Origin of the sequence: Christensenella timonensis (assembly GCF_900087015.1) — a bacterium.
In the GTDB taxonomy this organism is placed as follows: domain Bacteria; phylum Bacillota; class Clostridia; order Christensenellales; family Christensenellaceae; genus Christensenella; species Christensenella timonensis.
This window is the reverse complement of record NZ_FLKP01000002.1, coordinates 1295078-1320500: the sequence shown is the minus strand read 5'-3', so window position 1 is coordinate 1320500 and position 25423 is coordinate 1295078. Positions and strand designations below refer to the sequence as shown.

Annotated in this window: 24 protein-coding genes and 1 other annotated feature; of the genes, 6 read left to right on the top strand and 18 right to left on the bottom strand. The window is 50.6% G+C overall.

The genetic code is table 11. The annotated features are described in order from the left end of the window. Positions 1–2 precede the first annotated feature (2 nt). Positions 3–755, top strand: coding sequence for an acyl-[acyl-carrier-protein] thioesterase (locus tag BN6471_RS07660; RefSeq protein WP_066647348.1), 753 nt, complete (start codon positions 3–5; stop codon positions 753–755). Continuing rightward, positions 752–1828, top strand: a complete 1077-nt coding sequence (locus tag BN6471_RS07655; RefSeq protein ID WP_066647346.1) for a 6-phosphofructokinase — start codon at positions 752–754, stop codon at positions 1826–1828. Before BN6471_RS07660 ends, BN6471_RS07655 begins: the two co-directional genes overlap by 4 nt. An 86-nt stretch (positions 1829–1914) precedes the next feature. Here BN6471_RS07655 and BN6471_RS07650 read toward each other — a convergent pair whose 3' ends face one another. Beyond that, positions 1915–2676, bottom strand: a complete 762-nt coding sequence (locus BN6471_RS07650) for an SDR family NAD(P)-dependent oxidoreductase (RefSeq protein WP_066647344.1) — start codon at positions 2674–2676, stop codon at positions 1915–1917. 173 nt (positions 2677–2849) lie between these two features. Next, positions 2850–4100, bottom strand: coding sequence for a homocysteine S-methyltransferase family protein (locus BN6471_RS07645; RefSeq protein ID WP_066647336.1), 1251 nt, complete (start codon positions 4098–4100; stop codon positions 2850–2852). A gap of 138 nt (positions 4101–4238) precedes the next feature. On the opposite strand from BN6471_RS07645, the gene BN6471_RS07640 reads away from it, so the two are divergent. After that, positions 4239–4796, top strand: a complete 558-nt coding sequence (locus tag BN6471_RS07640) for a DUF6512 family protein (protein ID WP_066647334.1) — start codon at positions 4239–4241, stop codon at positions 4794–4796. A 160-nt stretch (positions 4797–4956) separates the two neighbouring features. Here BN6471_RS07640 and BN6471_RS07635 read toward each other — a convergent pair whose 3' ends face one another. Both BN6471_RS07635 and BN6471_RS07630 read right to left on the bottom strand, forming a co-directional pair. Further along, positions 4957–5331 carry a desulfoferrodoxin gene (locus BN6471_RS07635; protein WP_066647332.1) on the bottom strand — a complete coding sequence of 125 codons (375 nt, stop codon included), beginning with the start codon at positions 5329–5331 and terminating at the stop codon, positions 4957–4959. A gap of 96 nt (positions 5332–5427) precedes the next feature. Next, complete coding sequence (locus tag BN6471_RS07630; RefSeq protein ID WP_066647329.1) at positions 5428–6672, bottom strand: deoxyguanosinetriphosphate triphosphohydrolase family protein; 1245 nt, start codon at positions 6670–6672, stop codon at positions 5428–5430. Positions 6673–6814: 142 nt separating this feature from the next. On the opposite strand from BN6471_RS07630, the gene BN6471_RS07625 reads away from it, so the two are divergent. After that, entirely contained in the window at positions 6815–7558 is a 744-nt protein-coding gene (locus BN6471_RS07625; protein ID WP_066647327.1) for a hypothetical protein, read from the top strand. 80 nt (positions 7559–7638) lie between these two features. Here the strand turns inward: BN6471_RS07625 and argF are convergent, their stop codons facing one another. The 3 genes from argF to pyrB all read right to left on the bottom strand — a co-directional run bounded on the left by argF (position 7639) and on the right by pyrB (position 9956). Next, positions 7639–8544 carry an ornithine carbamoyltransferase gene (argF, locus tag BN6471_RS07620; RefSeq protein ID WP_066647325.1) on the bottom strand — a complete coding sequence of 302 codons (906 nt, stop codon included), beginning with the start codon at positions 8542–8544 and terminating at the stop codon, positions 7639–7641. Between the two features lie 69 nt (positions 8545–8613). After that, complete coding sequence (locus BN6471_RS07615) at positions 8614–9036, bottom strand: aspartate carbamoyltransferase regulatory subunit (protein ID WP_066647323.1); 423 nt, start codon at positions 9034–9036, stop codon at positions 8614–8616. After that, positions 9036–9956, bottom strand: coding sequence for an aspartate carbamoyltransferase (gene pyrB / locus BN6471_RS07610; RefSeq protein WP_066649932.1), 921 nt, complete (start codon positions 9954–9956; stop codon positions 9036–9038). Before pyrB ends, BN6471_RS07615 begins: the two co-directional genes overlap by 1 nt. Positions 9957–10231: 275 nt before the next feature. Here pyrB and BN6471_RS12895 point away from each other — a divergent pair, with 275 nt between their 5' ends. After that, the gene (locus BN6471_RS12895; RefSeq protein WP_156511792.1) at positions 10232–10381 is read left to right on the top strand and encodes a hypothetical protein; all 150 of its coding nucleotides are present in this window, start codon (positions 10232–10234) and stop codon (positions 10379–10381) included. Between the two features lie 74 nt (positions 10382–10455). Here the strand turns inward: BN6471_RS12895 and cls are convergent, their stop codons facing one another. From cls to BN6471_RS07585, 5 genes are all read right to left on the bottom strand, one after another. Then, complete coding sequence (cls, locus tag BN6471_RS07605; protein WP_066647320.1) at positions 10456–11991, bottom strand: cardiolipin synthase; 1536 nt, start codon at positions 11989–11991, stop codon at positions 10456–10458. 113 nt (positions 11992–12104) lie between these two features. After that, positions 12105–13319: a tryptophan synthase subunit beta gene (gene trpB, locus BN6471_RS07600; RefSeq protein ID WP_066647314.1), complete on the bottom strand. Its 1215-nt coding sequence runs from the start codon at positions 13317–13319 to the stop codon at positions 12105–12107. Positions 13320–13470: 151 nt separating this feature from the next. Then, a complete protein-coding gene (locus tag BN6471_RS07595; RefSeq protein WP_066647312.1) occupies positions 13471–14838 on the bottom strand; it encodes a TrpB-like pyridoxal phosphate-dependent enzyme in 1368 nt (455 codons plus the stop codon). Positions 14839–14942: 104 nt separating this feature from the next. Continuing rightward, positions 14943–15190: a binding site (T-box leader), on the bottom strand. Between the two features lie 53 nt (positions 15191–15243). Next, the gene (locus BN6471_RS07590; RefSeq protein WP_066647309.1) at positions 15244–16389 is read right to left on the bottom strand and encodes an alkaline phosphatase family protein; all 1146 of its coding nucleotides are present in this window, start codon (positions 16387–16389) and stop codon (positions 15244–15246) included. Between the two features lie 60 nt (positions 16390–16449). Continuing rightward, complete coding sequence (locus tag BN6471_RS07585; RefSeq protein ID WP_066649930.1) at positions 16450–19104, bottom strand: calcium-translocating P-type ATPase, PMCA-type; 2655 nt, start codon at positions 19102–19104, stop codon at positions 16450–16452. A gap of 409 nt (positions 19105–19513) precedes the next feature. On the opposite strand from BN6471_RS07585, the gene BN6471_RS07580 reads away from it, so the two are divergent. Next, complete coding sequence (locus BN6471_RS07580) at positions 19514–19987, top strand: hypothetical protein (protein WP_066647301.1); 474 nt, start codon at positions 19514–19516, stop codon at positions 19985–19987. 45 nt (positions 19988–20032) lie between these two features. Here BN6471_RS07580 and BN6471_RS07575 read toward each other — a convergent pair whose 3' ends face one another. Genes BN6471_RS07575 through BN6471_RS07550 form a run of 6 tightly spaced genes read right to left on the bottom strand, consistent with a single transcriptional unit; the run spans position 20033 to position 25404 of the window. Continuing rightward, entirely contained in the window at positions 20033–20677 is a 645-nt protein-coding gene (locus BN6471_RS07575; RefSeq protein WP_066649929.1) for a bifunctional 2-keto-4-hydroxyglutarate aldolase/2-keto-3-deoxy-6-phosphogluconate aldolase, read from the bottom strand. A 23-nt stretch (positions 20678–20700) separates the two neighbouring features. Beyond that, positions 20701–21660: a phosphoglycerate dehydrogenase gene (locus BN6471_RS07570; RefSeq protein ID WP_066647298.1), complete on the bottom strand. Its 960-nt coding sequence runs from the start codon at positions 21658–21660 to the stop codon at positions 20701–20703. Next, positions 21657–22271, bottom strand: coding sequence for a glucose-6-phosphate isomerase family protein (locus tag BN6471_RS07565; protein ID WP_066647288.1), 615 nt, complete (start codon positions 22269–22271; stop codon positions 21657–21659). The genes BN6471_RS07570 and BN6471_RS07565 overlap by 4 nt, the downstream gene beginning before the upstream one ends. 9 nt (positions 22272–22280) lie before the next feature. Beyond that, positions 22281–23231, bottom strand: a complete 951-nt coding sequence (locus BN6471_RS07560; protein ID WP_066647286.1) for a shikimate dehydrogenase family protein — start codon at positions 23229–23231, stop codon at positions 22281–22283. Between the two features lie 51 nt (positions 23232–23282). Further along, positions 23283–24329, bottom strand: a complete 1047-nt coding sequence (locus BN6471_RS07555; RefSeq protein ID WP_066649926.1) for a galactitol-1-phosphate 5-dehydrogenase — start codon at positions 24327–24329, stop codon at positions 23283–23285. Positions 24330–24357: 28 nt separating this feature from the next. Continuing rightward, complete coding sequence (locus BN6471_RS07550; RefSeq protein ID WP_066647284.1) at positions 24358–25404, bottom strand: alcohol dehydrogenase catalytic domain-containing protein; 1047 nt, start codon at positions 25402–25404, stop codon at positions 24358–24360. Positions 25405–25423 lie beyond the last annotated feature (19 nt).

Here is a 25423-nt window from a genome sequence, read left to right as displayed (position 1 = left end):
ATATGATTACAAAACTGGAACAGGATTATACGATACGCGCACTCGATGTGGATTTAAAGGGCGTATGGCGGCCGTCCGCCGTCCTGACGCGTATGCAGGAGATCGCCGAGGATCATGCGATCGCCGTAGGTGCGGGACGCGCTGACCTCGTGGACGAGAAAGGACTCGCGTGGATGCTCACGCGCCTGCACCTCAAGATGACCAAATACCCCGCCTTAACGGAAAACATCAAAGTCGTGACCTGGCCGGGCAAGCCGACCAAGCTGTTTTTTATCCGCCATACGATGTTTCTAAGCGAGGCGGGAGAAGAACTGGGACGCGCCACTTCCCTTTGGGTGCTTTTCAATATCCGTGAGCGGTATCTGTGCCGCACGGGCGAGATCGGCGAAAACTATCCCTACGACCTCGCGCACGGGACGGCCCTTGCCGAACCTACCAAGATCAAAATGCCGGACAACATGGAGCATCTTGCACGCCGCATCGTCATGTACAGCGATACGGACATGAACGGGCATATGAACAACGCCAAATATGCGGATTGGATCTGCGAGCTCTTTTCACCGGACACCCTGAAAAATGACCAGATGGCAGATTTGCGTATCAATTATATCGCGGAAACCTATATGGACGATGTCGTCGATATCTATTGCAAGCAGCTTGAAAACACCACATTGGTATGCGGCAAACGCAACGGGCACACCGTGTTTGACGCAGCCATCGAATGGAAGAACAATATTGGGGGGATCAGGAGATGACAAAGAGAATCGGCATCTTGACAAGCGGCGGCGATTGCCCGGGCCTTAACGCGGCAATACGCGGTGTGGCAAAAGCCGCTTACGAACGTATGGAAAATGTGGAGATCATCGGTGTGATGGATGGTTTTTCCGGCCTTATCAATGGGCAGTACCGCCTGATGAAGCAGGATGAATTTTCCGGCATATTGACGCTGGGCGGTACGATCCTCGGTACAGTGCGTACGCCTTTTAAAGACATGCGCAAGATCGGCGACGATAATGTCGACAAGGTCGCAAGCATGGTCAGGAATTACGAATCCATGAAGCTGGACTGCCTATGCACCCTCGGCGGGAACGGGACGCATAAAACGGCAAACCTGCTCTCAGAAGAGGGACTCAATATCATTGGCCTGCCCAAGACCATCGATAACGACATCTGGGGGACGGATGTGACCTTTGGTTTCCACACGGCCGTGGATATCGCAACGGACGTGATCGACCGCATCCATACGACCGCCGCCAGCCATGGGCGTGTCATGATCGTGGAAGTCATGGGCAACAAGGCTGGCTGGCTCACCCTGTACGCAGGGATCGCAGGCGGTGCGGACGTAGTCCTCATTCCTGAAATGCCCTACGATCGCGGCGCAGTCATCGAGGCCGTCACCAAACGTGCCGAGCGTGGAAAAGCCTTCTCCATCATCGCGCTTGCCGAGGGCGCCCTGCGCAACGACGAAGCAGGTATGAAGCGCAAAGAGATCACCAAAAAGCTTGCAGGGGAAGGCTACCGCAGCGTTTCCGACCGTCTTGCCCATGCCATCGAATCCGCCACCGGTGCGGAAACGCGCGTCGTTGTCCCCGGCCATATCCAGCGCGGCGGAAGCCCAAGCGCTTACGACCGCATCCTTGCAACGCAGTTCGGCGTACAGGCGGCGGAGCTCATTTACCGGAAAAAATTCGGCTGCACGGTCGCGTTGCAAAAGAGTAAGCTGACCCAGAACCCGTTAAAGGACGTTGCCGGCAAGACAAAGCTTGTTGCTCCGGCCGACGATATGGTGCGCATCGCCAAAAACATGGGCCTGTGCTTTGGCGACTGAGCAGCGTTCATAAAAGGGAGTGCCGCACGCTCGGTCGTTTAAACCCTTGTGCGGCAGTCCCAGTTTTTTTGCTTGTCAAAACAAAATTACAAATTGGAGCCGTAATCCAGGGCGATGCACTGGCCCGTTATTGGGGCCGCCTCGTCACTGGCAAGGAAAAGAATGCTGTTTGCGACATCTTCCGCGCTGCAGATAGGAAGAGTCAGATCCGAGTGAGCCTCTATAGCTCCCATCATATCCGAATCCATAACCTCTCCGGCCGTTGAAGCCATGGGGGTCTTAATCGAGCTGGGGCAAAGCGCGTTGCAGCGCACGCCGCTCTTTGCGCATCGCATCGCTGTATGTTTGGTGATCCCCAGAACAGCTGCCTTGGATGTCACATAGGCGGATCCGCCCCCACCGTTGATGGCAGCGCTGCTCGCCACATTAATAATGGAACCTTTCTTGTTCTTTAACATCTCTTTGAGCGCTGCGCGAATACAATATATAGTCCCTTTGGTATTGATATCTACGACGCGGTCGATCTCGCTATCGGCCACTTTGTCCACAGGCATGAGGCACTTGTCTCTGACTCCCGCATTATTCACCAGGATATCCAGTCTCCCAAATGTTTCCACCGCCTTGGCTACCAGCATCACGCTGTCCTCCGGCCTGGAGACATCCCCGCATATTGCCAGCGCTAAGCCGCCTTCCGCCTGGATTTTTGCAGCCACTACCTTCAATTGTTTTTCGCGGCGCGCCGTAATGATTACGTTAGCTCCCTCCCGCGCAAACAAAATTGCCGTGGCTTCCCCCACTCCGGAATTACCGCCTGTGATGAGCGCCGTTTTCCCTTCAAGTCGTTTCATATCTACTACACCCCTTTTTCATTAAATTATAATCTTATATTATATCACTTTTTCGCTAATTTTAAAACGTTTCAGTCATTTTATAAAAATAATTCCAGGTATATAAAAAAGACTGCCGCATCTTTATATTTCCACCTCTGGTGCGGCAGCCTCTTTTCTTTTATCGCTTGAATTTATACCAGCAGCGCTCCATAGCCTGCCGCCTGCTGATCCGCAACGCCCGCGCGTCCCGCATAACAGCGCAAAAATGCGGTTATAAGTTCCTCGTTTTCCGCCTTGACGATCACCGGCTTTTTGACGAACATGGAAAGCGTGGATACAAAACTCCACATATCGAAATCAAAATCCATACTGCGAAAATCTAACGCCACAACGTCCGCTTCCGCTTCATCTGCGGGAATAGCGTCCATCAGGCAGTAATAATCCCCTCCCCGGATTCCCGATACCACCGCATCCGTGCATATGTCCATTTCAGCGATACGTGTATCTTTGTTCCACACCAAGCTCATATAGGCGGATGCCAGCCTCTGCGGCTTTTCCTCCCGCACAGTGGGTATGCTTGCCTCGTCGATCGCTTTTCTCAAGGCCGCGATATGCTTTTCACTACTGCCGCAGCAGCCGCCTAAAAGCCGCACGCCGCAATCGATAAACCCCTGCGCCATCTGTGCAAAATCCTGCGGCTTTTGCCGAAAGACCGCAACGCCGTCTTCCATTTCCGGCAATCCGGCATTTGGCTTTACGCACAGCATCGGCGCGATCTCTCCCATTGCCTTTACAGGCCCCAGCAGGCTTTCAGGGCCGCCGGAGCAATTCGCCCCGACCAGCGTCGCTCCCAACGCGCTCAAGACGGCAGCGCATACGTCCGGCGTATTTCCCGACATCGTATAGCCGTTTTCATATGTCATGTTTGCAACAATCTCAAATCCGCCGAGTTCCTGTGCCGCCACAACGCCCGCCCGCATTTCGCTTAAATCTGTGAACGTTTCAAAGTTGACGATACCGATTCCCGCCTCCTTCAAAGGCAGCAGCTGTTGTTTGAAATACTCTACCGCAGTCTCAAATTTCATCTCCCCAGCCGGCTCGAAAAACAAACCGGTCGGCCCAAGCGACGCGGCCACCATTACTTCCCTGCCCTTAGCGCACGAAAGCGCCAGTTTCGCGCCTTCATAGTTGATCTCATACAGCTTTTCTTCCAGGCCGTGCGACGAAAGCTGCGGCCCGTTGCCGCAAAATGTATTTGTCTGGATCACATCCGATCCCGCGTCGATATAGCTCATATATACGTCGCGCACCTTATCCGGTTCAAGTAGGTTCCATTCCTCCGCGCTCTGCCCGCCCGAAAGTCCCCTTTGCTGGAGCATCACGCCCTTGGAGCCATCGTACAATAAAACGCCATCCCTACACTTTTCAGCCAGTTTTCCCATTGCTCTCTCCCTTATGCCATACTGATTTTTCCATAAACTTATTATATCTTAAATCTTTTTCCAATGCTACGACAATCCTGAATAATCATCAGTCAAAATGTGTATTAATGAATTATCACAAAAAAGGAGGGCTCATCCATGAATTACCTGTCGCGTGACCGCGACCGCTATCTTTTGCGGTATGAGATCATCGGAGCCATCGTCGTATGCATCCTTGCCCCTGTCTTTCATTTTCTGTTCGCATGGTCGGGCAACAACCACTTCGTAGGGATTTTTGCCGCCGTCAACGAAAGCGTCTGGGAACATACCAAAATCGTTTATTTTCCATTTCTATTTTATACCATTGCCGAATATTTTATTGTAAAGCCTGATTTCAGCCGTTTCTTTGCCGCAAAAACGATCTCTATGTCGCTGATCCTGCTTTTGATGATCACGTTCTTTTACACCTATTCCGGCATGTTCGGCATAGAGTCGCTGGACGTGGATATTGTCTTTACCTTTGTACTGACGATCCTCGTATTTTATATTTCCTACCGGCTCTATCGTTCCGGCCGCGATTTCGGCAGCCTCTTTATCCTGATCATCATATTGTTTGCCGCCATCCTGGTCATGGAGCTGGCGTTCACCGCTATGCCGCCGCACATCCCGCTGTTCCAGGATTCGGAGTCCGGTATATTCGGCTTCCCCGTTTCATAACAGACCGTAAAAAATAAATATGCAAAATGCAGGAATATTTTGTATGCTGGCCGCATATAAATAAGTAAGAGGTTTTATGTGTACCTCTGAATGTCTATACCGAAACAAAAAACCGGCACCTTCTTCCAAAGACGCCGGTTTTTTGTTCGCTTGAAATTGCTCAGCCTTTCCACAAACCATGCAGGTTGCAGTAAGCAAATACTTCGATGTCGTCGCTGTCCACAGTGAATTCCGCCCTCGGCGCTTCGCCCGGCTCCAGTACGTGCCGCTGCATCAGCTTAGGTGTTTCCACCGCGATCCATTCAATATAATGTTCTTCCGTCATCGGATGCTCTACGCTTCCGATCTGTACCTTTAATTGATTGCCATCCCTCTCATAAACGGGAACGTGCTTTTCCTGTGCCGCATCCACAGTGTTAGGAACGAGCTTCACCATCGGTTTCCCACAGCAAACCAGCTGGCCGCCACCGTCCTTGATGAGTCCGACAATATTACCACACAGCTCGCATCTGTAGAAATTCGCTTTTTCTTTCATAATATACCACCTCTCATAATATAAAATAATAGGATGTCCATAAACCCAACGGCACACCTTATGTTATTCATAAACGCCGCGCCAATAAGGTAAACGCTATTTCTCATTTCTGGAAGAAAAATAAGATTGATAACTCAGGTGCTGCTGTCCCGGAAACAGGTATTCATACAGATCCATAAAATAATCGTCCGTCATACTTGCGATATAATCCACGACCACCTGGTTCGGTTCTTCTTTCAAATATTGTTCCTTCAGCGCCGCCGCCCGCGAAAAACCGCTGAAAACATGGTTGATATGGTGGCGGTAGATCGGCGAACGCTCATTGTTGTCTACAAAATCCTCCAGTAGCTTTTCGTACACCTGCTCAAACATCTTGCGGATCGTCGGATAAGGCTCGTTTTTGTCCTGCAGCTCATAGATCCGCTTGAAATTCACCTGTTTTTCATATGCAAGCGCATCCGCATATTCCTCATCCAGCTTGATATATGGCTTCCCATAACTATTGGATACTACATTGGTGATGATGTTATTGATAAAATCCGAATTGGTGGAGCCCAATACATTGTTTTCAGAAAACGGTTCATGTACGCCGATCTTAAGGATCTGCGCGTCCTGCCTGTCTTTTCCAAGGTATGCGATCACGTCCGACAGCCGTACCACACAGCCTTCCAGCGTCGCCGGCACGAGCGAGCCCGTCGCCGCTTCATCCGTATAACATTCCTCCATCTGGCGGTCAAACTCCAAAAACATTCCTTCTGCGTCCTTGGATGTATACGGGTTCGGACGATATTCCCCGCTCACCTTTTCCCCATTGTGGCACAGTATCCCGTTTAAGACCTGTAAACTTAAGTTCAGCGAAAGTACCTTGTCCAAAATCCGTGCGCTGTGCACGTTATGGTTAAAATACCGGCCCGTATTTTCTTTGTAGATCGCCGATAAAAAGCGCTCTCCCGCATGCCCGAACGGCGTATGCCCAAGGTCGTGCCCGAGCGAGATCGCCTCGATCAGGTCAAGGTTCAAATTGAGCATCCGTCCAATATTGCGCGCAATGCGCGAAACGAGCTGCACATGCAAAATGCGGCGCGTGATATCATCGTTTTTATAAAGGGAGAACACCTGCGTCTTGTCCGCATAACGGTTAAAATAGCGGCAGTAAAGGATGCGCTCGCAATCTTTGGCAAAATTGGGCCGCTGTACGCGGAAGTTTTCCTTTGCACGCCGCAGGCAATACTGGTCCCGCGTTGCATACGGGCACAATTCGTCCTGCTTCCTTTTAAGGTCGTCGTAGACCGCCTGCCTGACCGCAGGATCCAGTTCCAGATATTTTTTCTTGCCATCCATAACGTCTGCCGTCCTTTTCCCCTGTATTATACCATAAAGCCCGGGATACTGTCAGCGCTCTTTTTGCTCTTGGCCGCGTTTTGCAGACAGGCAAAATGTGTATTAATATCGTACAGTAATTTATGTGGAGGAAACGATTCTTATGAAAAAAAATGTTGTAGGGACGCTGGCGGCAGCCATCTGTTCCATATTCTTACTTGCATCCTGTGCCCCTGCGCCGGCCACGGGTATGCAGCCCTCGGGCAACGACCTCATTTTGGCGGCCAAAGGAGAGGTCACCCATATCGAAACATCCGGCGACACAACAAGCATCACCGTAGATGGCGACGATACGGATTCAAACGCGACCTATAAGCTGTTGGTCGCGCACCTGACAGGCGAAACGCCCGTCATCGACAACGGCAATGCGTCCGCTTATACCGACGGTTCCCTAAGCGTTGGCGACGAAGTGGAAATATACCTCGCCCCGAACACGCCTGTTACGGCTTCCGAACCGCCGCAGGCAACGCCCGTCAAGGTCGTCGTTACCGAGCGCGAAGCCGAGGGTTCCCCTGCCGCGGGCGCTTCCGGGCCTGCCGATGTAAAGACAGAATACGAAGGCAAGATCACAGAAATCACTCCTGACGGCGAATACTATCTCGTTTATGTCCAAAAAGAGGAGAATGGCGGTCCTTTAGACGATCTGCGCGCGGTCGTTTCCAGCGATACAAAGATCATTTCTGAACAGCGGGAAGTGAGCGGCCTTACGTCTGAGGAGCTCCAGGTCGGCGACGAGGTAACAGTGACCACAAACGGGATCGCAACCTTTTCTATCCCGCCGCAGTCCTCCGCGCAAAAAATCGTGATCCACGATGCCGGGACAAATAACCTTGGCGATACCATGTGATCGGCGGAAGCATAGATCCGCGCACAGAAAAATGCAAACAAAAAGGCGGATTTTTTCCGCCTTTTTAACGGTGTTTTTGATTAGTTGCCCATCAGCTTGACCATAACGGCTTTCTGCGCATGCATACGGTTTTCCGCTTCATCGAAAATCTCCCGTGCGTGCGCCTCGAATACATCCGTGGTGATTTCCTCTTCCCTGTGCGCGGGCAGGCAGTGTTGCACCATCGCGTCCGGCCGCGCGGCCGCCATGACATCGCCGTTGATCTGTATTCCCGCAAAGGCCTTTTTCCGCGCTTCCACCTGCGCCTCGTGGCCCATAGATGCCCATACGTCCGTAAACAATACGTCCGCATCCTTAGCCGCGGCATAAATATCGTCCGAGATAGAAAACTTCGGATTTCCCTGCGCAAACTCCAGCACCTGCGGATCGGGCCGATAATCCTTGGGGATCGCGCAGGCAACCTCCATCCCGACCGTAAGCCCGCCCACGATCAGAGAATTCGCCATATTGTTCCCATCGCCGATGTACGCCATCTTAAGGCCGTCAAAACTCTTTTTGTATTCGCGGATCGTCATCAGGTCTGCCAGCACCTGGCACGGGTGCGCATAGTCCGTCAGCCCGTTGATGATCGGGATGCTGCCGTATTCCGCCAGGTCTTCCACCTCTTTTTGCGCATAGGTACGGATCATGATTCCATCCAAATACCGCGACAAAACACGTGCCGTATCCTCCACCGGCTCGCCCCTGCCGATCTGCAAATCGTTTGACGACAGGAACAACGGATATCCGCCGAGCTGGTACATCCCCACCTCAAAAGATACGCGCGTGCGCGTTGACGATTTCTGGAAGATCATGCCCAGTGTTTTTCCCGCAAGGATAGGATGCTTGATCCCTTTTTTATTTTCGTCCTTAAGCTGATCCGCAAGGTCCAGGATCGAGATGATCTCGTCCTTTGAAAGATCGCTCATTTTCAGTAAATGCTTCATAACAAAACCCTCATTTCCATTTCAATAGTATAATTATACATCAAAATGAATATTTATGCAATATCTTTTTTATCTCTCCGCCTGCTGCTCGCAGTATGCGCAGCGGTATACGCCGCGCTCCTTGTCCGTCAGCTTAAAAACGTGTGGCAATTCCTGTTCGACCGCCGTAATACAGCGCGGGTTCTTGCATTTTACGATATTGACGACGCGCTCGGGCAGCGTTAAATTCATCTTTTTGATGATCTTCCCGCCATCGATGATGTTGACCGTGATATTCGGGTCGATGAAGCCGAGCATCTCAAGGTCGGTCTCGATCTCGTTCTCGATCTTGATGATATCCTTCTTGCCCATACGGTTGCTCTTGACGTTCTTGATGATCGCCACGGCACAGTCGAGCTTATCCAATCCCAAATAGTTATAGATGCTCATGGCTTTTCCGGCCTCGATATGATCTATGACCACGCCTCTTTCCACACTATCGATACTTAACATTACGCATTTACCCCCAACATCGTCATGATCAGAGCCATACGGACATACTTGCCAAACTTCGCTTGCTTGAAATACGCGGCGCGCGGATCCTTGTCCACCTCCACCGAGATTTCGTTGACCCTTGGCAGCGGGTGCATGACGATCATGTCGTCCTTTGCCTTTTTCATCTTGTCCGTATCGAGGATGTAGCTGTCGCGCAAACGAATATAGTCTTCTTCGTTAAAGAAGCGTTCACGCTGTACACGCGTCATATAAAGGATATCGAGTTCTGATATAATCTCTTCCAGGCGCTCATACTGTACATAGGTGACGTTCTCATTGTTTTTCAGCACGTCTTCCTTTACATAGCGCGGCACCTTCAGTTCCATCGGCGAGATGAGCACAAATTTGATATTCTTATAGCGCGACAGCGCACGGATCAGCGAATGTACCGTGCGTCCAAACTTCAAATCCCCGCACAGGCCGATCGTCAGGTTATTAAGCCGCCCCTTCAAAGAGCGGATCGTCAGCAGGTCGGTCAGGGTCTGTGTAGGGTGTTGGTGGCCGCCGTCACCCGCATTGATAATCGGGATATCGACGTTTTGTGAAGCCACCATCGCGGCCCCTTCCTTTGGGTGGCGCATCGCGATGATGTCCGCATAACATTCCACCGTACGTACGGTGTCCGCTACGCTTTCCCCCTTTGAAGCCGAGCTGTTATCCGCGCCCGCAAAACCGATCACGTCCCCGCCCAATTCATGCATCGCCGCCTCAAAGCTTAAGCGCGTCCTTGTAGAAGGCTCAAAAAAAAGTGTAGCCAGCTTCTTATACCGGCACACTTCCCTGTACTTTTCCGGATTCTTGATGATCTCGTCCGCCAGGTCGAGCAGCTCGTCGATCTCTTCTGTCGTAATGTCCATTGGATCCAGTAAATGTTTCATGTTTTTCCCCTGTTCCTTTCCATTCTGCACAAAAAAACGTCTTCCTGCACTTGACAGAAAGACGGGATCAACGCGTGACAATATGCCCAAACCTTATCAGCCTCTCTGTACCAATTTAAAGGTTCTTTATGCTTTACTTATTCTACTACACATTTTTTACGATAGCAATATAAAATCCCCAATTTTTTTTATGTTTTAATGTTTATACCGTCCGGGCCAGGTCTACATTAAAAGTAACAATCAGTAGCAAATACTTGGGAAAGGAAGTGTAAACGATGGTAGCTAAAATGGTTCGTCAATTTATTGCATTAGGGGCTGTGATCGCGCTTGGAATAACGATCCTTGCCTTTGGATTTGGCTCCGCGCCGCTTCCTGTCCAGTTGATCCAGGACAGTTTTGCAAGCCAAAGCGAAACGGCCAAATAGCTTTTTCTTTTCTCTCCACGTTTTTATTTTCTAAAAGGCGCTTCTTGAAAAAGAAGCGCCTTTGCTTTTCCTTGCTACATAAGCGGCGCAAACACGCGCAGCACCGCCTGCATCAGCCGGATATACCATTTCCGCCTGCGCACCTGTTCATAATCGACTTCCTCGCACAGGGGCATCGTATCCAGATAATCTTGCTTCACCTGCATCACAGCCTGTGCCCCGTACATCCATACGCCGCACTCGTAGTGTAAAAACAGGCTCCGGTAGTCGAGGTTGATCGTCCCCACGATCGAAAGCTTGTCGTCGCATACAAAGGTTTTGGAATGGATAAAACCGGGCGTATATTCGTAAATACGCACCCCCGCCTCCAAAAGCTGTTCATAATAGGCGCGCGTCAACAAAAACACCATCTTTTTATCCGGGATGTGCGGCGTCGTGATGCGGACGTCAACGCCGCTCTTTGCAGCATTGGTGAGCGCCGCCATCAGCTCATTGTCTAAAATCAGGTACGGCGTATTGATATACAGGTATTTCTCCGCCCGCGTGATCATATTGAGATAAACATTTTCACTGATATATTCGTCGTCCATCGGGTCGTTGCAGTACGGCTGTACGAAGCCATCCGTCCGGAACGCCTGCGCATACTTTTGCTCCGGCAAAAACGCGCTGCAATCGTTGTCGCCGCCGACCATAAAATCCCATGACTGCAAAAACATCATGGCAAACGACCAAGCCGCCTGCCCTTTCAGCATCACGGACGCGTCTTTCCAGTGTCCGAATTTTTCGATTTCATTGATATATTCGTCCGCGAGGTTTGCACCCCCGCAAAAGGCCGTATGGCCGTCGATTACCGTGATTTTCCTATGGTCGCGGTTATTGAAAATGGAGGAAAGCTCGGGCTTTAAGGTGTTGAATACCACACACTTGATCCCCATCTCCCGCAGCTTTTTATAATACTGGAACGGCAGCGTGCGCGCGCACCCCATGTCGTCGTACATAAACCGCACGTCGACCCCCGCTTCCGCTTTGCGCTTCAGGATATCGAGGATGCTGTCCCACATCACGCCCTTCTGCACAATGAAATATTCCATAAAAATATAGCGTTCTGCTTTTTCAAGCTCTGCCTTCAACTGCTCAAAAAACGCTTCCCCGCTCGGAAAATATTGTGTCTGCGTTTTCTCCCACACCGGAAACATGTTACAGCGGCGGATATAATCAGCCTGCCTCAGCGCGCCCCGGTTTTCCTCTTCCAACCGCTGCATGACGCCAGTATCCTGCTGCAACAGGCAATTTGTCTTTTCATAGATGCCCTTTGCCTTGAGGCGCATTTTTTTCGAGAGTTTGCGCTGGCTGAAAAAGATATACAGTAAAATGCCCAACAGCGGCAGTACCAGCACAGGGATAATCCACGCCAGCTTATACGATGCGTTCTGGCGCTTGTTCACGATATAAAGCGCCATGAACAGGCTCAATACAAAAAAGATGGTTTGCAGCGTCTGCGATTCATCGTCAAAATAATAGAAGATACTGATGATAATAAGCGCCTGGATGCCGATCAGGGCAAATACGATGAACAGCCGGCTGGTAAAAAAGCTCAAAATTTTCTTCATGCATCCCACCTCGTGTAATTCTTACCTGCAACTATTTTACGTCAAAACCCCTTTCTTTGCAATGTATAACAAAAAAGGCCGCACATCCTTCGCGCGGCCTTTTCGTTTCTTCCTTATTTATATTGTTCGCCGTACCCATATTTTTCGACGACATAGTCGATGTCCTTATCGCCCCTGCCGCTGCAATTCACGAGAATCGAGCCCTTCTTGTTTTCCTTCGCGTACTTCATTGCGTAGGCAATGGCGTGTGCGCTTTCGATCGCGGGAATGATCCCTTCATAGCGCGAAAGCTTGAAGAACGCCTCCATCGTTTCGTCGTCTGTCGCCGTTACATAATGCACGCGCCCAAGGTCATGTAAAAATGCGTGCTCCGGCCCTACCGACGGGTAATCGAGACCGCTGGCCACGGAATAGACCGGCGCCGCCTCGCCCGCTTCGTCCTGCAAAAGGTAGCTTTCAAAACCATGCAGCGTCCCTTTTTTGCCATACGTGATGGTCGCTGCGTGCTCGCCCACTTCTTTGCCCCGTCCCATCGGTTCCACGCCATAGATTTCCACCGGATCATCGAGGAAAGGTGTGAACAACCCCAGCGAATTACTGCCGCCGCCCACGCACGCGCAGATCGCGTCCGGCAGGTTGCCCGTCATTTCCAGGAACTGCTCGCGCGCTTCCTGTCCGACGACCATCTGGAAATCGCGTACCATCATAGGGAACGGGTGCGGCCCGACCGCACTGCCGATGCAATAGATCGCGTCCTTATAATCCCGCGCATATGCTTCAAAGGCCGAATCCACCGCTTCCTTCAAGGTCGCCGCCCCGCGCGATACCGGCACGACCTTCGCGCCCAATATCTTCATGCGCGTCACGTTGGGCGCCTGTTTAGCGATATCGACCTCTCCCATATGGATTTCACATTCAAGGCCGAAGAAAGCCGCCGCCGTAGCGAGGGCAACGCCGTGCTGCCCCGCGCCCGTTTCCGCGATCAGCTTTTTCTTGCCCATATATTTGGCAAGCAGGCCCTCGCCCATGCAATGATTCAGCTTGTGCGCGCCCGTATGGTTTAAGTCCTCGCGCTTCAAGTATATCTGCACCCTGCCCAGCATCCTCGACAGGCGTTCGCAATGGTACACCGGCGTAGGACGTCCCTGGAACTCACGGCGGATACGCCTAAGCTCGCTTATAAACTGCGCGGAATTGCATATCGTTTCATATGCCTCTGTTATTTCCTCAAACGCGGGCACAAGCTCCGGCGGCAAAATCGCCCCGCCATATTCGCCAAATTTTCCATTTTCATCCGGGTAATTTTTCAAATAGGTTCTGTAATCCATCTCTATTCTCTCCATTCCTAATCTATGGGCGTCTGCCCGTTCTCGTAGGGGAACCGTTTCCCCTCTATTCTATATCGGCCTTTGTCCGACTTTATTTATTATAACCATACTGCCCCTGTTTGTAAACACCCGGCGTTTCGTGTTCCTTTGCTTACGGCATCTGCGGCAGGCTGTCAAACCCTTTCGCAAGCTCTTCGTCCGTGGGGATATAATCGCTCATCTTCCCGTCATGGAACGCTTCATATGCCGTCATATCAAAGTAGCCTGTACCCGTGAGCCCGAAAAGGATCGTTTTTGCTTCGCCCGATTCCTTGCACCTCAGCGCTTCGTCGATCGCCTCGCGGATCGCATGGGCGGATTCCGGCGCGGGCAGGATCGTTTCTTTTTTGGCAAACAATACCGCCGCTTCAAATACCTTACTCTGTTCCACGGCAACCGCGTCCATATACCCGTCATGGTAGAGCTTGGATAGGATGGGCGACATCCCGTGGTAGCGCAGCCCGCCCGCGTGGTTTGCCGAAGGCATGAAGCCGCTGCCCAGTGTATACATCCTGGCCATGGGCGTGATCTTGCCCGTATCGCAAAAATCGTACGCGTACTTCCCGCGCGTCAAGGACGGGCAGGAGGCAGGCTCGACCGCTGTGATCCGCGGGTTTGCCCTGCCCTGCAGCTTGTCCTGCATAAACGGTGCGATCAGGCCGCCGAGGTTGGAGCCGCCGCCCGCGCAGCCGATGACGACGTCCGGATATTCATCCAGCTTTTCCATCGCGATCTTGGATTCCAGCCCGATGATCGACTGGTGCAGCAGTACCTGGTTCAGCACCGAACCGAGCACATAACGGTAACCTTCCGATCCCACTGCTTTTTCCACCGCTTCGGAAATCGCGCATCCGAGGCTTCCGCCCGTTTCCGGGTTTTCAGCAAGGATCTTCCTGCCGACCTGCGTCGTGGCGCTCGGGCTGGCGATCACGTCCGCGTCGAACGTTTGCATGACCGCCTTGCGGAACGGCTTTTGCTGGTAGGATACCTTTACCATGAATACCGTCAGCGGCAGCCCGAAGTATGAGCACGCTTCCGCCAGCGCCGTACCCCATTGGCCTGCGCCCGTTTCTGTCGTCAGCCCCTTAAGGCCCTGCTCCTTTGCGTAATACGCCTGGGCGATCGCCGAGTTCAGCTTGTGGCTGCCCGACGTATTGTTGCCCTCGAATTTGTAATAGATCTTGGCGGGCGTATCCAGTTCCTTTTCCAGGTTATACGCACGGATCAGCGGGGACGGACGGTAGATCTTGTACATCTCCAGTACTTCTTCGGGAATATCCACATACCGCGTTTCGTTATCCATTTCCTGGTGCGCGAGCTTTGTGCAGAACACCGGATAGAGGTCTTCTTCCGTTGCCGGCTGCATGGTTCCCGGATTGATCATCGGATCCGGCAGCTCTTTCATATCTGCGCGCAGGTTATACCACTGTTTGGGCATCTCGTCTTCTGTTAAATAGAGTCTGTGCGGAACTTTTACCATTGTCTTGTTCTCCCTTCAAATTTGTATTGAGCCGTCCGCCCACAATGTATGCGGCGGACGCGGCTTTCTGTTTCCAGGGATAAAAAAAGCTTTTATCCCAGTTTTCCTAGGACAAAAGCTTATAACACTTCTGCGGTGCCACCTAAATTGACGCATGAGCGCCCACTCATCACAGTCTATCAACTGCTGTCCCTCATAACGGTGGGATTCCGTCAGGTATTACTTGGCCCATGGCCTTTCTCCCTGCCCTCATCAGTCCATTCGCCGAAAATCCTGTGCTGCGATGATCACACCATCCATCGCTCTCTCAAAAGCGGTTTTCCCGGTTACTCCTCCGAATCGTTGGTTTTCTTATTTATGATTCCGTATTATAACAGACGCTTTTTAGGATGTCAAGCGAAACTGTTACTTTTGCATCGCTTTTAATTCTGCCGCCGTAATCCGGTAATTTTTATCGCGGCAGTCCTGCTCCGTAAAACGCCCATCCTGCTCCCGCTCGTTTGTGGAATCGTAAAACAGGAAGGGAACGCTCTCCCCGCCGTGCGCGCCCGTATCCGAAAACGTAAAATGGTCGGAAGCGACGGAAAGCGTATAATCGCCCCCGATCCCGGCAAGAAAATCCTTTAAAAACACACGGTCGATGGATTCGATCGCCTGCATTTTTTCCACCGGCTCAAGCTCGTGCGAAAGATCGTCCGTTTCCTGGATGTGCACATAAATATCGTCGTATTCCCTGACCGCTTTCAGCGCTTTTTCCAGCTTCTCCGCGAGAAAATCATCAAAACTGCGCCCCTCGCGCTTCGTTCCGATATTCGGCAAATTCGCTATGGTCGTGATACCGTCCATGAGCAGCGTTTCGCTGAGCGCGACGCGCCCCCTTGTATCGCCTTTGATTTCCGGCATGATGGAATCTCCCCAAAACCACAGCCCGTTGGCAGCGATTCCTTTATCCTGCATAAAATCGTACGACGCTTTCATCAACTCGAAAAACTTTGCCTGTTTGCCGCCCGTTTTGATAAACGGCGCGATATCCTGCCCGATAATGTCATGCGCAGGCTCCAGGTTCAACGGGTACAGGTCTTTTCCGTTTTTCACGATCAGCGTATTGCGGAACGAGCCGCAGTATACAAGCTTATAATCGTCGTCAAACACCGCCGCCGCAAGCTCCTTCATCACAGGCTCCGCGACATCCGTTGCGATGTCGTACGCGCTGTAGCTTTTGATACGGCTCGTCTCAAAAGAATCCCCCTCGAACGCCACCAAATTGCAACGGATATATAAATCATTATCATTCATCGGCAGGCCCAACCCTGCCGCTTCGATGATCGAGCGCCCACGATAGGTATATGGATCAAAACCTAAAAGGCTTAAATTCGCTACCGCGCTGCCGACCTCCAACCCCTGCGGGATCGTCAGGCACGTCCCGCTCAAAGACTTTTTATACAGCGCGTCCAAATTGGGCGTGCTGGCATATTCCAGCGGTGTTTTATGACCGAGCGCGGCATTCGGCCTGTCTGCCGAGCCGTCCAGTACCAGTGTAATCTTTTTCATGTCCTCGTCCTCTCTTATGCAAAATCCTTTTACATCCCTATTATACGTCATTCCCACCTTCTAGGCAATGCGTTTCGCTTTTAGCAAAGCGCGCTTTGCAAGCTTAAACAGCTCGGATGCCGCAATGACGGAAAGCGCGCAAAGAATGATCCTCATCCACATCTCAAGCTGCAGCGGCACCGTACCGAAAAACGCGCCGCCAAACTGGGTGATCACTACCTGCAGCGCAAACGTTACCAGGAACACGAGCAGCATCAGTTTGTTATTGCCGATATTTTTGAACATGCTCACATCCGAAAGCTCGCGGCTGTTAAAAGCATTGAAAAGCTGGAATACCACAAATAGGGTGAACAGGACTGTCGCCGTCTGCTGCGGCGCCGCGCCCAAAAAGTTCCACGTATGCTGCGCCATGAATACGGCTGAAATAAAAATTCCGTTAAAGGCGATTCGTCCGAGCATTCCCTTGGTCACAATACTTTTATCGCGCGCGATCGGCGTGCGCTTCATCAGGTCCTCGCGGATAGGCTCCAGGCCCAGCGTCAGGGCCGGCGGCCCGTCCATGATGATATTGATCCACAAAAGCTGCAGCGCGGAGAACGGGGAAACAAAGCCCATCAGGATCGAGCACAGCACGACGACCACCGACGACAGGTTGACCGTTAGCTGGAACTGGATAAACCTCTGGAAATTCTCGTATATTCCCCGTCCCCACTGCACCGCCTTGACGATCGTGGAAAACGAATCATCCAGCAGCACAATATCGCTCGCCTCCTTGGAAACCTCTGTGCCCGATATGCCCATCGCAATCCCCACGTCCGCGTTTTTCAGGGCAGGCGCGTCGTTAATACCGTCGCCCGTGACCGCAACCACATCCCCATTCGCTTTGAGCGCATTCACCACGCGCATTTTCAGCCCTGGCGTACTGCGCGCAATCACGCGTATTTTGGGAAGCGCCTTAAGCAGCTGTTCGTCGCTCAAGCCTTCCAACATATTGGCTTCCACGGCAATATGCCCGTCCCCTAAAAGGTCAAGCTCCCCGGCAATGGCGGTTGCCGTCACAAGGTTATCCCCCGTCAATATTTTCAGGTCGATCCCCGCGCTGCGGCAGCGCCCTACCGCGGCAAACACATCCTCCCGCAGAGGGTCGGCGATCGCTGCGAACCCGTCGTACACCATACCGCTTTCGATTTCCTGCCTGCCGCTTTCATAGTCTTTCATATCCGCAAGTCCCTTATGTGCAAAAGCGATCACACGGCAGCTTTTTTCCTGGTAAGAAAGCATATCCGCTTCGGCCTGCCTCCTGCGCGCTTCATCCAAAGCACACATGGCCAGCACTTTTTCGGGGCTGCCCTTTGTATATGCGATATGCCGCCCCTCTTCCAAAACGATCGTGGTCATGTTTTTGGTCTCCGAGCTGAATGGGAACACGCATGCAATCTCCTTGGCGGCACGCATTTGCCTGTAATCCTGCCCCGCCTTTTGCGCCGCGACCAGAAGCGCGCATTCCGTTGGATTCCCAATAAAATCCGCCGAAGCGGAACAGCTTAAGTCCGCCGTGCCGTTGATACAAAAATTGCGCAGGATCGCCCCATCGGTAAGTTCCTCCGGCCTCACGACCCCCTCTTTGGTTCCCACCGCCAATACCGTCATCCGGTTTTGTGTAAGCGTACCCGTCTTATCCGAACAAATAATGCTTACACACCCAACCGTTTCACAGGCCACCATCTTTTTGACCAGTGCGTTCTGCTTTGCCATCTTGATGATATTCAGGGCAAGCGACACCGCTACAATGGTCGGCAGGCCTTCCGGCACTGCCGCGACGATCAGCACGATGCTTGTGATAAACGCACTAGACACCGTATCGAGCGAAGCGGTGCCGTTGGTCAGGAAAATAATGACCTGTATCGCGAATACCACGGCCGCGGCGGCAGCGCCCAGTATGGTGATCGTCTTACCGAGTTTTGCCAGCTTTTCCTGCAGGGGCGTGCTTGCCTTTTGTGTGTCCGATAATTCCTGCGCGATCTTGCCAAATTCTGTTTGGTCGCCCACCGCGGTCACGACCATCACACCGCTTCCTCCCGTAATAAAGCAGCCGGAATAAAGCATATTCGAGCGTTCCGCAACAGGCGTTTTTTTATCTGTAAAGGCCGCGTCTGCATCCTTTTCGGCGGGTACGCTCTCCCCCGTAAGGGACGCTTCGTCCGCCGATAATCCTTTGCTTACAAGCAGCCGCCCGTCGGCCGGCAGCTTATCGCCCGTTTCCAGGTGGATGATGTCCCCCACGACGATGTCTTTTTGCGGGATCAGCTGTACCTGTCCGTCGCGTACTGCCTTCACGAGGACGTCCTGGTTGATCTCGCTCAAGGCTTCAAACGCCTTTGCGCTTTTCCCCTCCATGATGACAGTGATCACAACGGAGAGGGATATCGCGACGAATATTCCCACACACTCCAGGAAATCCGCTTCCCCTCCGCTTATACCGCGTGCGATATTGACGGCCAGCGCGATCAGCCCAGCTGCGATCAGCATAATGATCATCGGCTCCGTCGCCGCGTCCTTTAAACGCTTTAGCAGCGAGTCCGGCTTTTCCCGCGCAAACTCATTCCGTCCATATTTCTTTGCGTTTTCCTCCGCCTGGCAGCTCGTTAAGCCCTGCCTGGTATCCGTTCCCAGACGCCGGGCGGTTTGTTCGCCCTTCTCCAAAAATGCCTGCATACCCGCTTTCTTCCTCCCGCGTGAAATCGGCTGCGCGCGTCCGCATAACACGCATTCGTGCAGCCGGTTGTCCATAACATAACAAAAAACCGGATATCGCCCCTAAAGCAGTATCCGGTTCCACGGTTCCAAATAAAAAAGACCGCACGTATACCCTCCTTAACGGGAGCGATACGCGAGTCTCGTTAATCAAGGCAAGCCAGGCATTTGCCAGTATGTTGACTTGCCGCACACGGCTTGCCGTATGCCAACTACTCCCTCACGAAGTATTTCATTATGTTTCATATGCTACCATAGACCGCTTTGCAAGTCAATGTCAAAATGCCGTATGTTTATTATTTCCTTCCATTGGTTATTGGTATCAACAGTGCTATAATAAAAGCATGCATCAAAAGAAGGTCGTGATATTATGTCTGCAAAGGAAATCAATTTTGACCACGCGCCTCGCATCCGCAAAAAATTTTTGCCTCTGCTGGCGGGGATCGTCTGGGGCGTCGCCTCAACGGCCGTGCTGTCCATCGGCATCCCTTCCATGGTGGAAAACTGGACGATGCCGTGGCTGTGTATCCTCGTCGCGGCAGTGATCTTCTTCCTGTTTTTTAAATTTGTATTCTTCCGCCTGTTCAAAAAGCATATGCACCGCATCGATTCCTTTGAAAAGGATAAGGTTTGCGCATTCGCCTTTTTCGATATAAAGGGTTATATCATCATGGCCTGTATGATCACTTTCGGTATCGTGCTCCGTTCGCTCGATATCCTTCCGCACGTATATTTGGGCGTGCTGTATACCGGTCTCGGCTTTGCCATGGTGTCCGCTGTCATCGGCTTTTTGTCCACCTTTATCGGCCGCCACATTCGCGAAAAGGAAACACAGGCAAACTAAAAACGCGGTCTCCCGCGTTTTTTATTACTTTTAATGGATGTTTCGTTATTTCATCCGCGCAGCAGCAATTGCCTCGATCATTTTTTTGCCAACTTCCGTGATCTTATCATAATCCCCGGTTTTCGCTCCCGCCGTTAAATCACCGCCCGCTCCAACAGCAACACATCCCGCCCGGATCCACTCCGCACAATTATCAGCATTCACTCCTCCGGTCGGCATAAGCATCGCCTGGGGCAAAGGCCCTTTTATCGCCTTGATCATAGCGGGCCCAAATAAGTTTCCCGGAAATACCTTAACAATATCCGCGCCCGCCTCCATGCACTCAACCACTTCTTTTATCGTCATAGCTCCCGGCATACAGGCAATCTGGTATCGGTTGCAAAGCTTTATGGTTTCTAGATCGAGGCATGGCGATACAATATAATTCGCTCCTGCGAGGATCGCTGCACGTGCCGTTTCGCTGTCGAGCACCGTACCTGCGCCTACGATTATTTCCTCGGATGTATATTTATTTGCCAATTCTTTAATGACGTCAACCGCCCCCGGAACTGTAAATGTTAATTCAATCCCTACGATCCCGGCTTTTCTGCAGGCCTCGCAAATTTTCATCGCTTCTTCCGCATCTTCCGCACGCACAACCGCAACAATACCGCTGTCGATCAGCCTCTTTAACACTTCTGATTTTTTCATCATACCCAATTTTCTCCCATCGTTTATCTGCCATTGACAATATAGGGGCAATCTTCCCCTTTTAAGATCGAAATTACATTTTTTACTGCCATCAATCCCATATTTTTCACCGCCTCCGATGTGTGCGCCCCCGTATGCGGCGTAAACACCACATGATCCAGGCCCTTCAACGGTGAATCCTTTAATGGTTCCTGTTCAAAAGCGTCCAATCCCAAGCCAGCCAGTTTCCCATCCTTTATCGCCCGGGCCGCAGCTTCTTCATCAATGATTCCGCCGCGGGCAGTATTAATAATGATCGTGCCCTCCTGCATTTTTGAAATACTTTCCGCATTGATCATATGCCTTGTACTTTTATTGAGCGGCACATGCAGCGAGATAAAATTTGCCTGCCGTAATACATCATCAAGCGCCATCTCCGTGATATTGTTTTGACAGGCAAATCGCTTATCAAAGAAAGGATCGTAGGCGATCACCTTCATATTAAAAGCAAGCGCGCGGATTGCGAGGTTTTTTCCTATTGCTCCCATCCCAACGATACCCAGCGTTTTACCGGATAGTTCAACGCCCTCGTTTCTAGGCCATTCCCCGTTCGTTACAGCTTGATGTAACCTCGGGATATTCCTTGCCGTACTCAGCATTAATCCAAAAGCAAGTTCGCATACCGCAACGCTATTAGCGCCGGGCGTATTCGCAACTGTAATCCCTTTCTTTTTGCAAGCCTCTATATCGACCCTGTCTACCCCCGCGCCATATCGTGAAATAACTTTAAGCTTAGGGGGCATACAGTTTACTACGTCGCCAGTGATATAATCCACTCCGGCAATATAGCCATCGACTCCCCGCAACCTCTTTAAGAGTTCGTCCCCCGCCAGCGGGATCCCAAGATCGTTATAGACGACCTCGTCTGCAAAATCTTCCAGCATCTCTTTCGCCTGTATATTTTGCGGTTTCAAAAAGGACGTAGGCGTCACCAATATCCTCATCTCTGCTCCACGCTCCACTTTGGATTGTCCACGATCGCGGGCTTTCCATCTTTCTCCACCAGGAGTTTCCGGTACCCCTTTGTCTCGATCGTCCCATAGTCATGCCCCGCATCGCCCCTAAACACGAAAAAGGTCAATAACGGTTCCGAATTACTGATATTGATACTCCTGTGCGCATACCTTTTAGGCACATATACCGCTTTCCCCGGGGTCAACTCCTGCGCAGACCAATCGCCCTCAGGATTTTCCAAAAGCATATAACCATGGCCGCCCATACAATAATATACCTCTCCCGTTTCCAATATCGTATGGAAATGGCCCTTTGTCATAAAGTATTCATTTCCAACCTTGCCCGGATAAGTAATACTGCATCCAAAAGCAAGATCTCCCGGCAGCTCTGGAACTCCCATGTCATGGAATTCATATACAAGCCGATCGTCTTTATCGAGCATCTTTTCCAGGGCTTCGTCGTCGGAAAACATCCCTCTCATATCGGAAAGATATCTTTTTCCCGCTTCCTTCATTGACGACAGCCCTGTTTTCATATCAAAATCAATAGTAAATCCACGGTCAAAATCAAACTGCTTGCTACTCGTATTAAAACCAGCCATTTTTTTCTCCTATCTATGATTAAATTTAGCCGCGATCCGATCAAGTTCGGATAGCGTTTCCCCTTCAATCGGAACATGGAAAACTTCGGAGATCACCTGCGTCCAGCCGTAAATAAAGTACATCCATCCGTCTTCTACTACTAAGTTCCGGGAACTTTGCTGTTTTTCCGCCTGATGTAGAAAACCCAAGTCCCCGCGATAATTGATTTCCCAAACCAAAGCATTTTCAGGGAATACCGCCTTATCCGTTAACGGTGATCCCGGTCGGTCTTTACCAAGCCCTGTCGCGTTAATGATCAAGGATCCTTCCCCCATCATATCCATGACGGCGTCGTTCTGTCCCGCCTCCGGCGTCAGGTAATAATCAAATTCAATACCGCCCGGATCCAAATCAGCATTGATACGCTTAATTTCATCCAAACGGAGTTTTGACCTGTTTGCGATAACGATCTTTGACGGATAATTCCCAGCAAATTCTTTTCTCATAAAATAGGAACACATGGAAATCGCGCTCCCGCCAGCGCCCATAATAAGCACTCCCGCTTCCCTATGGTTTTTCCAATAATGAGCCGGCACAAATTCTTCCAAAGCCAAGCCGGAAGAAATAGGGTCTTTTGCATGGCCGCAAAGTTTTCCATCTTTTTTTGATATAGATGACAATTCCCCAAATTTAAGGGCATAAGGGTCTAAATAATCAAATGTATCCTTTGCCGCATTATAGAGGTCGATCTTATGGGTCGTCACCAAAGCTCCTGCGGAAAGTTCATCATTTTTAATAAAATCAACAACTTCTTCATAGACTTCAGGCTCCGCGTGTATCGCAATGTTAATACCTTTCATAACCGTGTTCTCAAGGCCCAACGCCCTGGCCCATTCTGGAAATACTTTCATGATGGACGATTTTCCCGTTGTAACACCAATAAAATACATTGTAGGTTGCGTTGCTTTTTCTAAGTTCATATTCTCTCCTCTTTTCAAAAAATATTAACAATTTTATTTATAAATTATTTATCATTCAGGTATTTTTACAACGATCTTGTTATATTCTATTTCCCTGTTTTTCATATGCAATAGGGTATCCGGCAAATCACCCAGCGAGACCGAATTGGTTATAAAACTTGATACGTCCAGTTTTCCGTTTTCCAACAACTCCATTACTGCGCGCCATTCGATCCCGGGAAACGGGGCGGAAAACGAATTCCAAGTTCCTTTCATGGTAATTTCATTGCGTATGATACCTTCAAATGTTTCTTTGGGAAAAACTACATCTTGATGTGCAGTACCCAAAAACAAAACCATACCCTGCTTTTTTACCATTCTTACACATTGTTCCTGAACAATGGGTACACCGGCAGTCTCAACCACAACGTCCGCCCCGCCATGTGTCAACTCTATTATTTCTGCTGTGATATCCATTTTTGAACTGTCAAACACTTCAGATGCGCCAGCTTTTTGGGCAGCCGCTAATTTGCCTTCCAAAATATCCGCCGCCAATATTTTTGTCGCACCCATGATTTTCGCAAATTGTATCGCAAGCAGGCCAATCGCGCCGCACCCCATCACAGCCACGGTATCGCCGACTTTAATTTGCGTCTTTAGCATACCGTGCAAAGCAACGCAAGCAGGTTCAACAACCGCCCCAGAAATAAAGTCAATGCCATCGGGCATTCTTACAAGATTCTGTGCCGGCGCAATGACATACTCCGCAAAGGCGCCGTCCCTCCTGGAACCGATGTAATCGTATGCGCTGCATTGTCCATAATTGCCTTGCTCACAGCTATCGCATTTAAAGCATGGCAGGATAGGTGCAACCGCAACCCTGTCGCCTGTTTTGAAATCCGTTACCCCGTTTCCAACTTTTTTCACAATGCCACAAAATTCGTGTCCTGGAACAGCTGGCATTTGATACATTCCCGTCTTAAAAATCCTGTCCAAATCCGATCCGCAAATCCCAGCTGCCTGAACCGCAATCAAAACGTCATCATCGTTTGTAATAACAGGGATATCGCGGTATTCTATCCTCAAATCTCCCGGCGCATAAAGCACAGCCGCTTTCATCTTATCGTTATCCATTTCCATTCCCCATTCAGTCGAAGTCAAACACAGTTTTCATCCCTTGTCCGCTCATGGCATATTGAAACGCCTCAAGACCATCCTCTATACGATATTTTCTGGAGATCATTCCTTCGAGGGGCAATCGCCTTGATGCTAAAATGTCAATCGCCTTTTTATAATCAAAAATGCTCGATCCCGTTGTACCCAGTATTTTCAATTCTTTGTAATGCATCAGATTGGTATCCATTAACACGTTGCTCTTTCCTTCCGGCAAACCGCCAAAAAAGTTTATTTTACCATGGCGTGCGGCTAACCTCAGGCTCTGCGCCTGAAGCGCAGGTGCCGAGCATGCTGTAATGACGATATCTGCGCCTCGGCCATTCGTATGATGTAAAACAGCTTGTTCTAAATCTTCCTCCGCTGAATTAATCAGAATATCTGCGCCATACCCAAGCATTTTTTCCAGCCTCGTTTGCAAAATATCAGCGGATATCACCGTTGTTGCGCCAGCAAGCCTATTCAGCATCACATGAAATGCTCCAATCGGGCCTGCGCCAATGACCAAAACGGTATCTCCGGGTTTGGTTCCCAATGCCTGATATGAATTATGGCAGCAAGATAACGGTTCTGCTAAAATGGCCTCATCATACCCTAGATCATCCGGCAGCGCCAAAATATTGCCAGCCTTAACGGCAAAATCCGGAATGTAAACATATTCTTCAAATCCGCCGTCTATACTGATTCCAAACGCTTCATAATCAGGGCACAGCTCATTATGTCCTTCCAGGCACATTTCACAATGCCCGCAACCAATATTCGGTACTAACGCCACCCTCATTCCTCTTTTAAAATAGGAGACATCTTCTGCAACGCACGCAATCTCGCCCACAATTTCATGACCCAAGACGCGCTTTTCCCCGCAAGGGATTTTGAAATGACCGTTTTTATAAATTCTGATATCTGTACCGCAGATCGCAGATCGCCTAACTTTTACAACCATGTCCGAACCATTTAGACTGGGCATCGGTTTTTCACCAACCATTAATTGTCCGGCAGCCATAAAATTCAATGTTTTCATAAATTCTCCTAATATCCCG

What these genes read in the sequence shown, in the direction of transcription:
- BN6471_RS07560 (WP_066647286.1), bottom strand. Translation starts at nt 23,231, where the DNA reads ATGAACTTAGAAAAAGCAACGCAACCTACAATGTATTTTATTGGTGTT.
- pyrB (WP_066649932.1), bottom strand. Translation starts at nt 9,956, where the DNA reads ATGAAACATTTACTGGATCCAATGGACATTACGACAGAAGAGATCGAC.
- BN6471_RS07625 (WP_066647327.1), top strand. Translation starts at nt 6,815, where the DNA reads ATGAAAAAAAATGTTGTAGGGACGCTGGCGGCAGCCATCTGTTCCATA.
- BN6471_RS07635 (WP_066647332.1), bottom strand. Translation starts at nt 5,331, where the DNA reads ATGAAAGAAAAAGCGAATTTCTACAGATGCGAGCTGTGTGGTAATATT.
- BN6471_RS07555 (WP_066649926.1), bottom strand. Translation starts at nt 24,329, where the DNA reads ATGAAAGCGGCTGTGCTTTATGCGCCGGGAGATTTGAGGATAGAATAC.
- BN6471_RS07630 (WP_066647329.1), bottom strand. Translation starts at nt 6,672, where the DNA reads ATGGATGGCAAGAAAAAATATCTGGAACTGGATCCTGCGGTCAGGCAG.
- BN6471_RS07650 (WP_066647344.1), bottom strand. Translation starts at nt 2,676, where the DNA reads ATGAAACGACTTGAAGGGAAAACGGCGCTCATCACAGGCGGTAATTCC.
- BN6471_RS07615 (WP_066647323.1), bottom strand. Translation starts at nt 9,036, where the DNA reads ATGTTAAGTATCGATAGTGTGGAAAGAGGCGTGGTCATAGATCATATC.
- BN6471_RS07645 (WP_066647336.1), bottom strand. Translation starts at nt 4,100, where the DNA reads ATGGGAAAACTGGCTGAAAAGTGTAGGGATGGCGTTTTATTGTACGAT.
- cls (WP_066647320.1), bottom strand. Translation starts at nt 11,991, where the DNA reads ATGAAGAAAATTTTGAGCTTTTTTACCAGCCGGCTGTTCATCGTATTT.
- BN6471_RS07565 (WP_066647288.1), bottom strand. Translation starts at nt 22,271, where the DNA reads ATGGCTGGTTTTAATACGAGTAGCAAGCAGTTTGATTTTGACCGTGGA.
- BN6471_RS07660 (WP_066647348.1), top strand. Translation starts at nt 3, where the DNA reads ATGATTACAAAACTGGAACAGGATTATACGATACGCGCACTCGATGTG.
- BN6471_RS12895 (WP_156511792.1), top strand. Translation starts at nt 10,232, where the DNA reads ATGGTAGCTAAAATGGTTCGTCAATTTATTGCATTAGGGGCTGTGATC.
- BN6471_RS07640 (WP_066647334.1), top strand. Translation starts at nt 4,239, where the DNA reads ATGAATTACCTGTCGCGTGACCGCGACCGCTATCTTTTGCGGTATGAG.
- BN6471_RS07590 (WP_066647309.1), bottom strand. Translation starts at nt 16,389, where the DNA reads ATGAAAAAGATTACACTGGTACTGGACGGCTCGGCAGACAGGCCGAAT.
- BN6471_RS07595 (WP_066647312.1), bottom strand. Translation starts at nt 14,838, where the DNA reads ATGGTAAAAGTTCCGCACAGACTCTATTTAACAGAAGACGAGATGCCC.
- BN6471_RS07585 (WP_066649930.1), bottom strand. Translation starts at nt 19,104, where the DNA reads ATGCAGGCATTTTTGGAGAAGGGCGAACAAACCGCCCGGCGTCTGGGA.
- BN6471_RS07575 (WP_066649929.1), bottom strand. Translation starts at nt 20,677, where the DNA reads ATGAAAAAATCAGAAGTGTTAAAGAGGCTGATCGACAGCGGTATTGTT.
- trpB (WP_066647314.1), bottom strand. Translation starts at nt 13,319, where the DNA reads ATGGATTACAGAACCTATTTGAAAAATTACCCGGATGAAAATGGAAAA.
- BN6471_RS07550 (WP_066647284.1), bottom strand. Translation starts at nt 25,404, where the DNA reads ATGAAAACATTGAATTTTATGGCTGCCGGACAATTAATGGTTGGTGAA.
- argF (WP_066647325.1), bottom strand. Translation starts at nt 8,544, where the DNA reads ATGAAGCATTTACTGAAAATGAGCGATCTTTCAAAGGACGAGATCATC.
- BN6471_RS07655 (WP_066647346.1), top strand. Translation starts at nt 752, where the DNA reads ATGACAAAGAGAATCGGCATCTTGACAAGCGGCGGCGATTGCCCGGGC.
- BN6471_RS07580 (WP_066647301.1), top strand. Translation starts at nt 19,514, where the DNA reads ATGTCTGCAAAGGAAATCAATTTTGACCACGCGCCTCGCATCCGCAAA.
- BN6471_RS07570 (WP_066647298.1), bottom strand. Translation starts at nt 21,660, where the DNA reads ATGAGGATATTGGTGACGCCTACGTCCTTTTTGAAACCGCAAAATATA.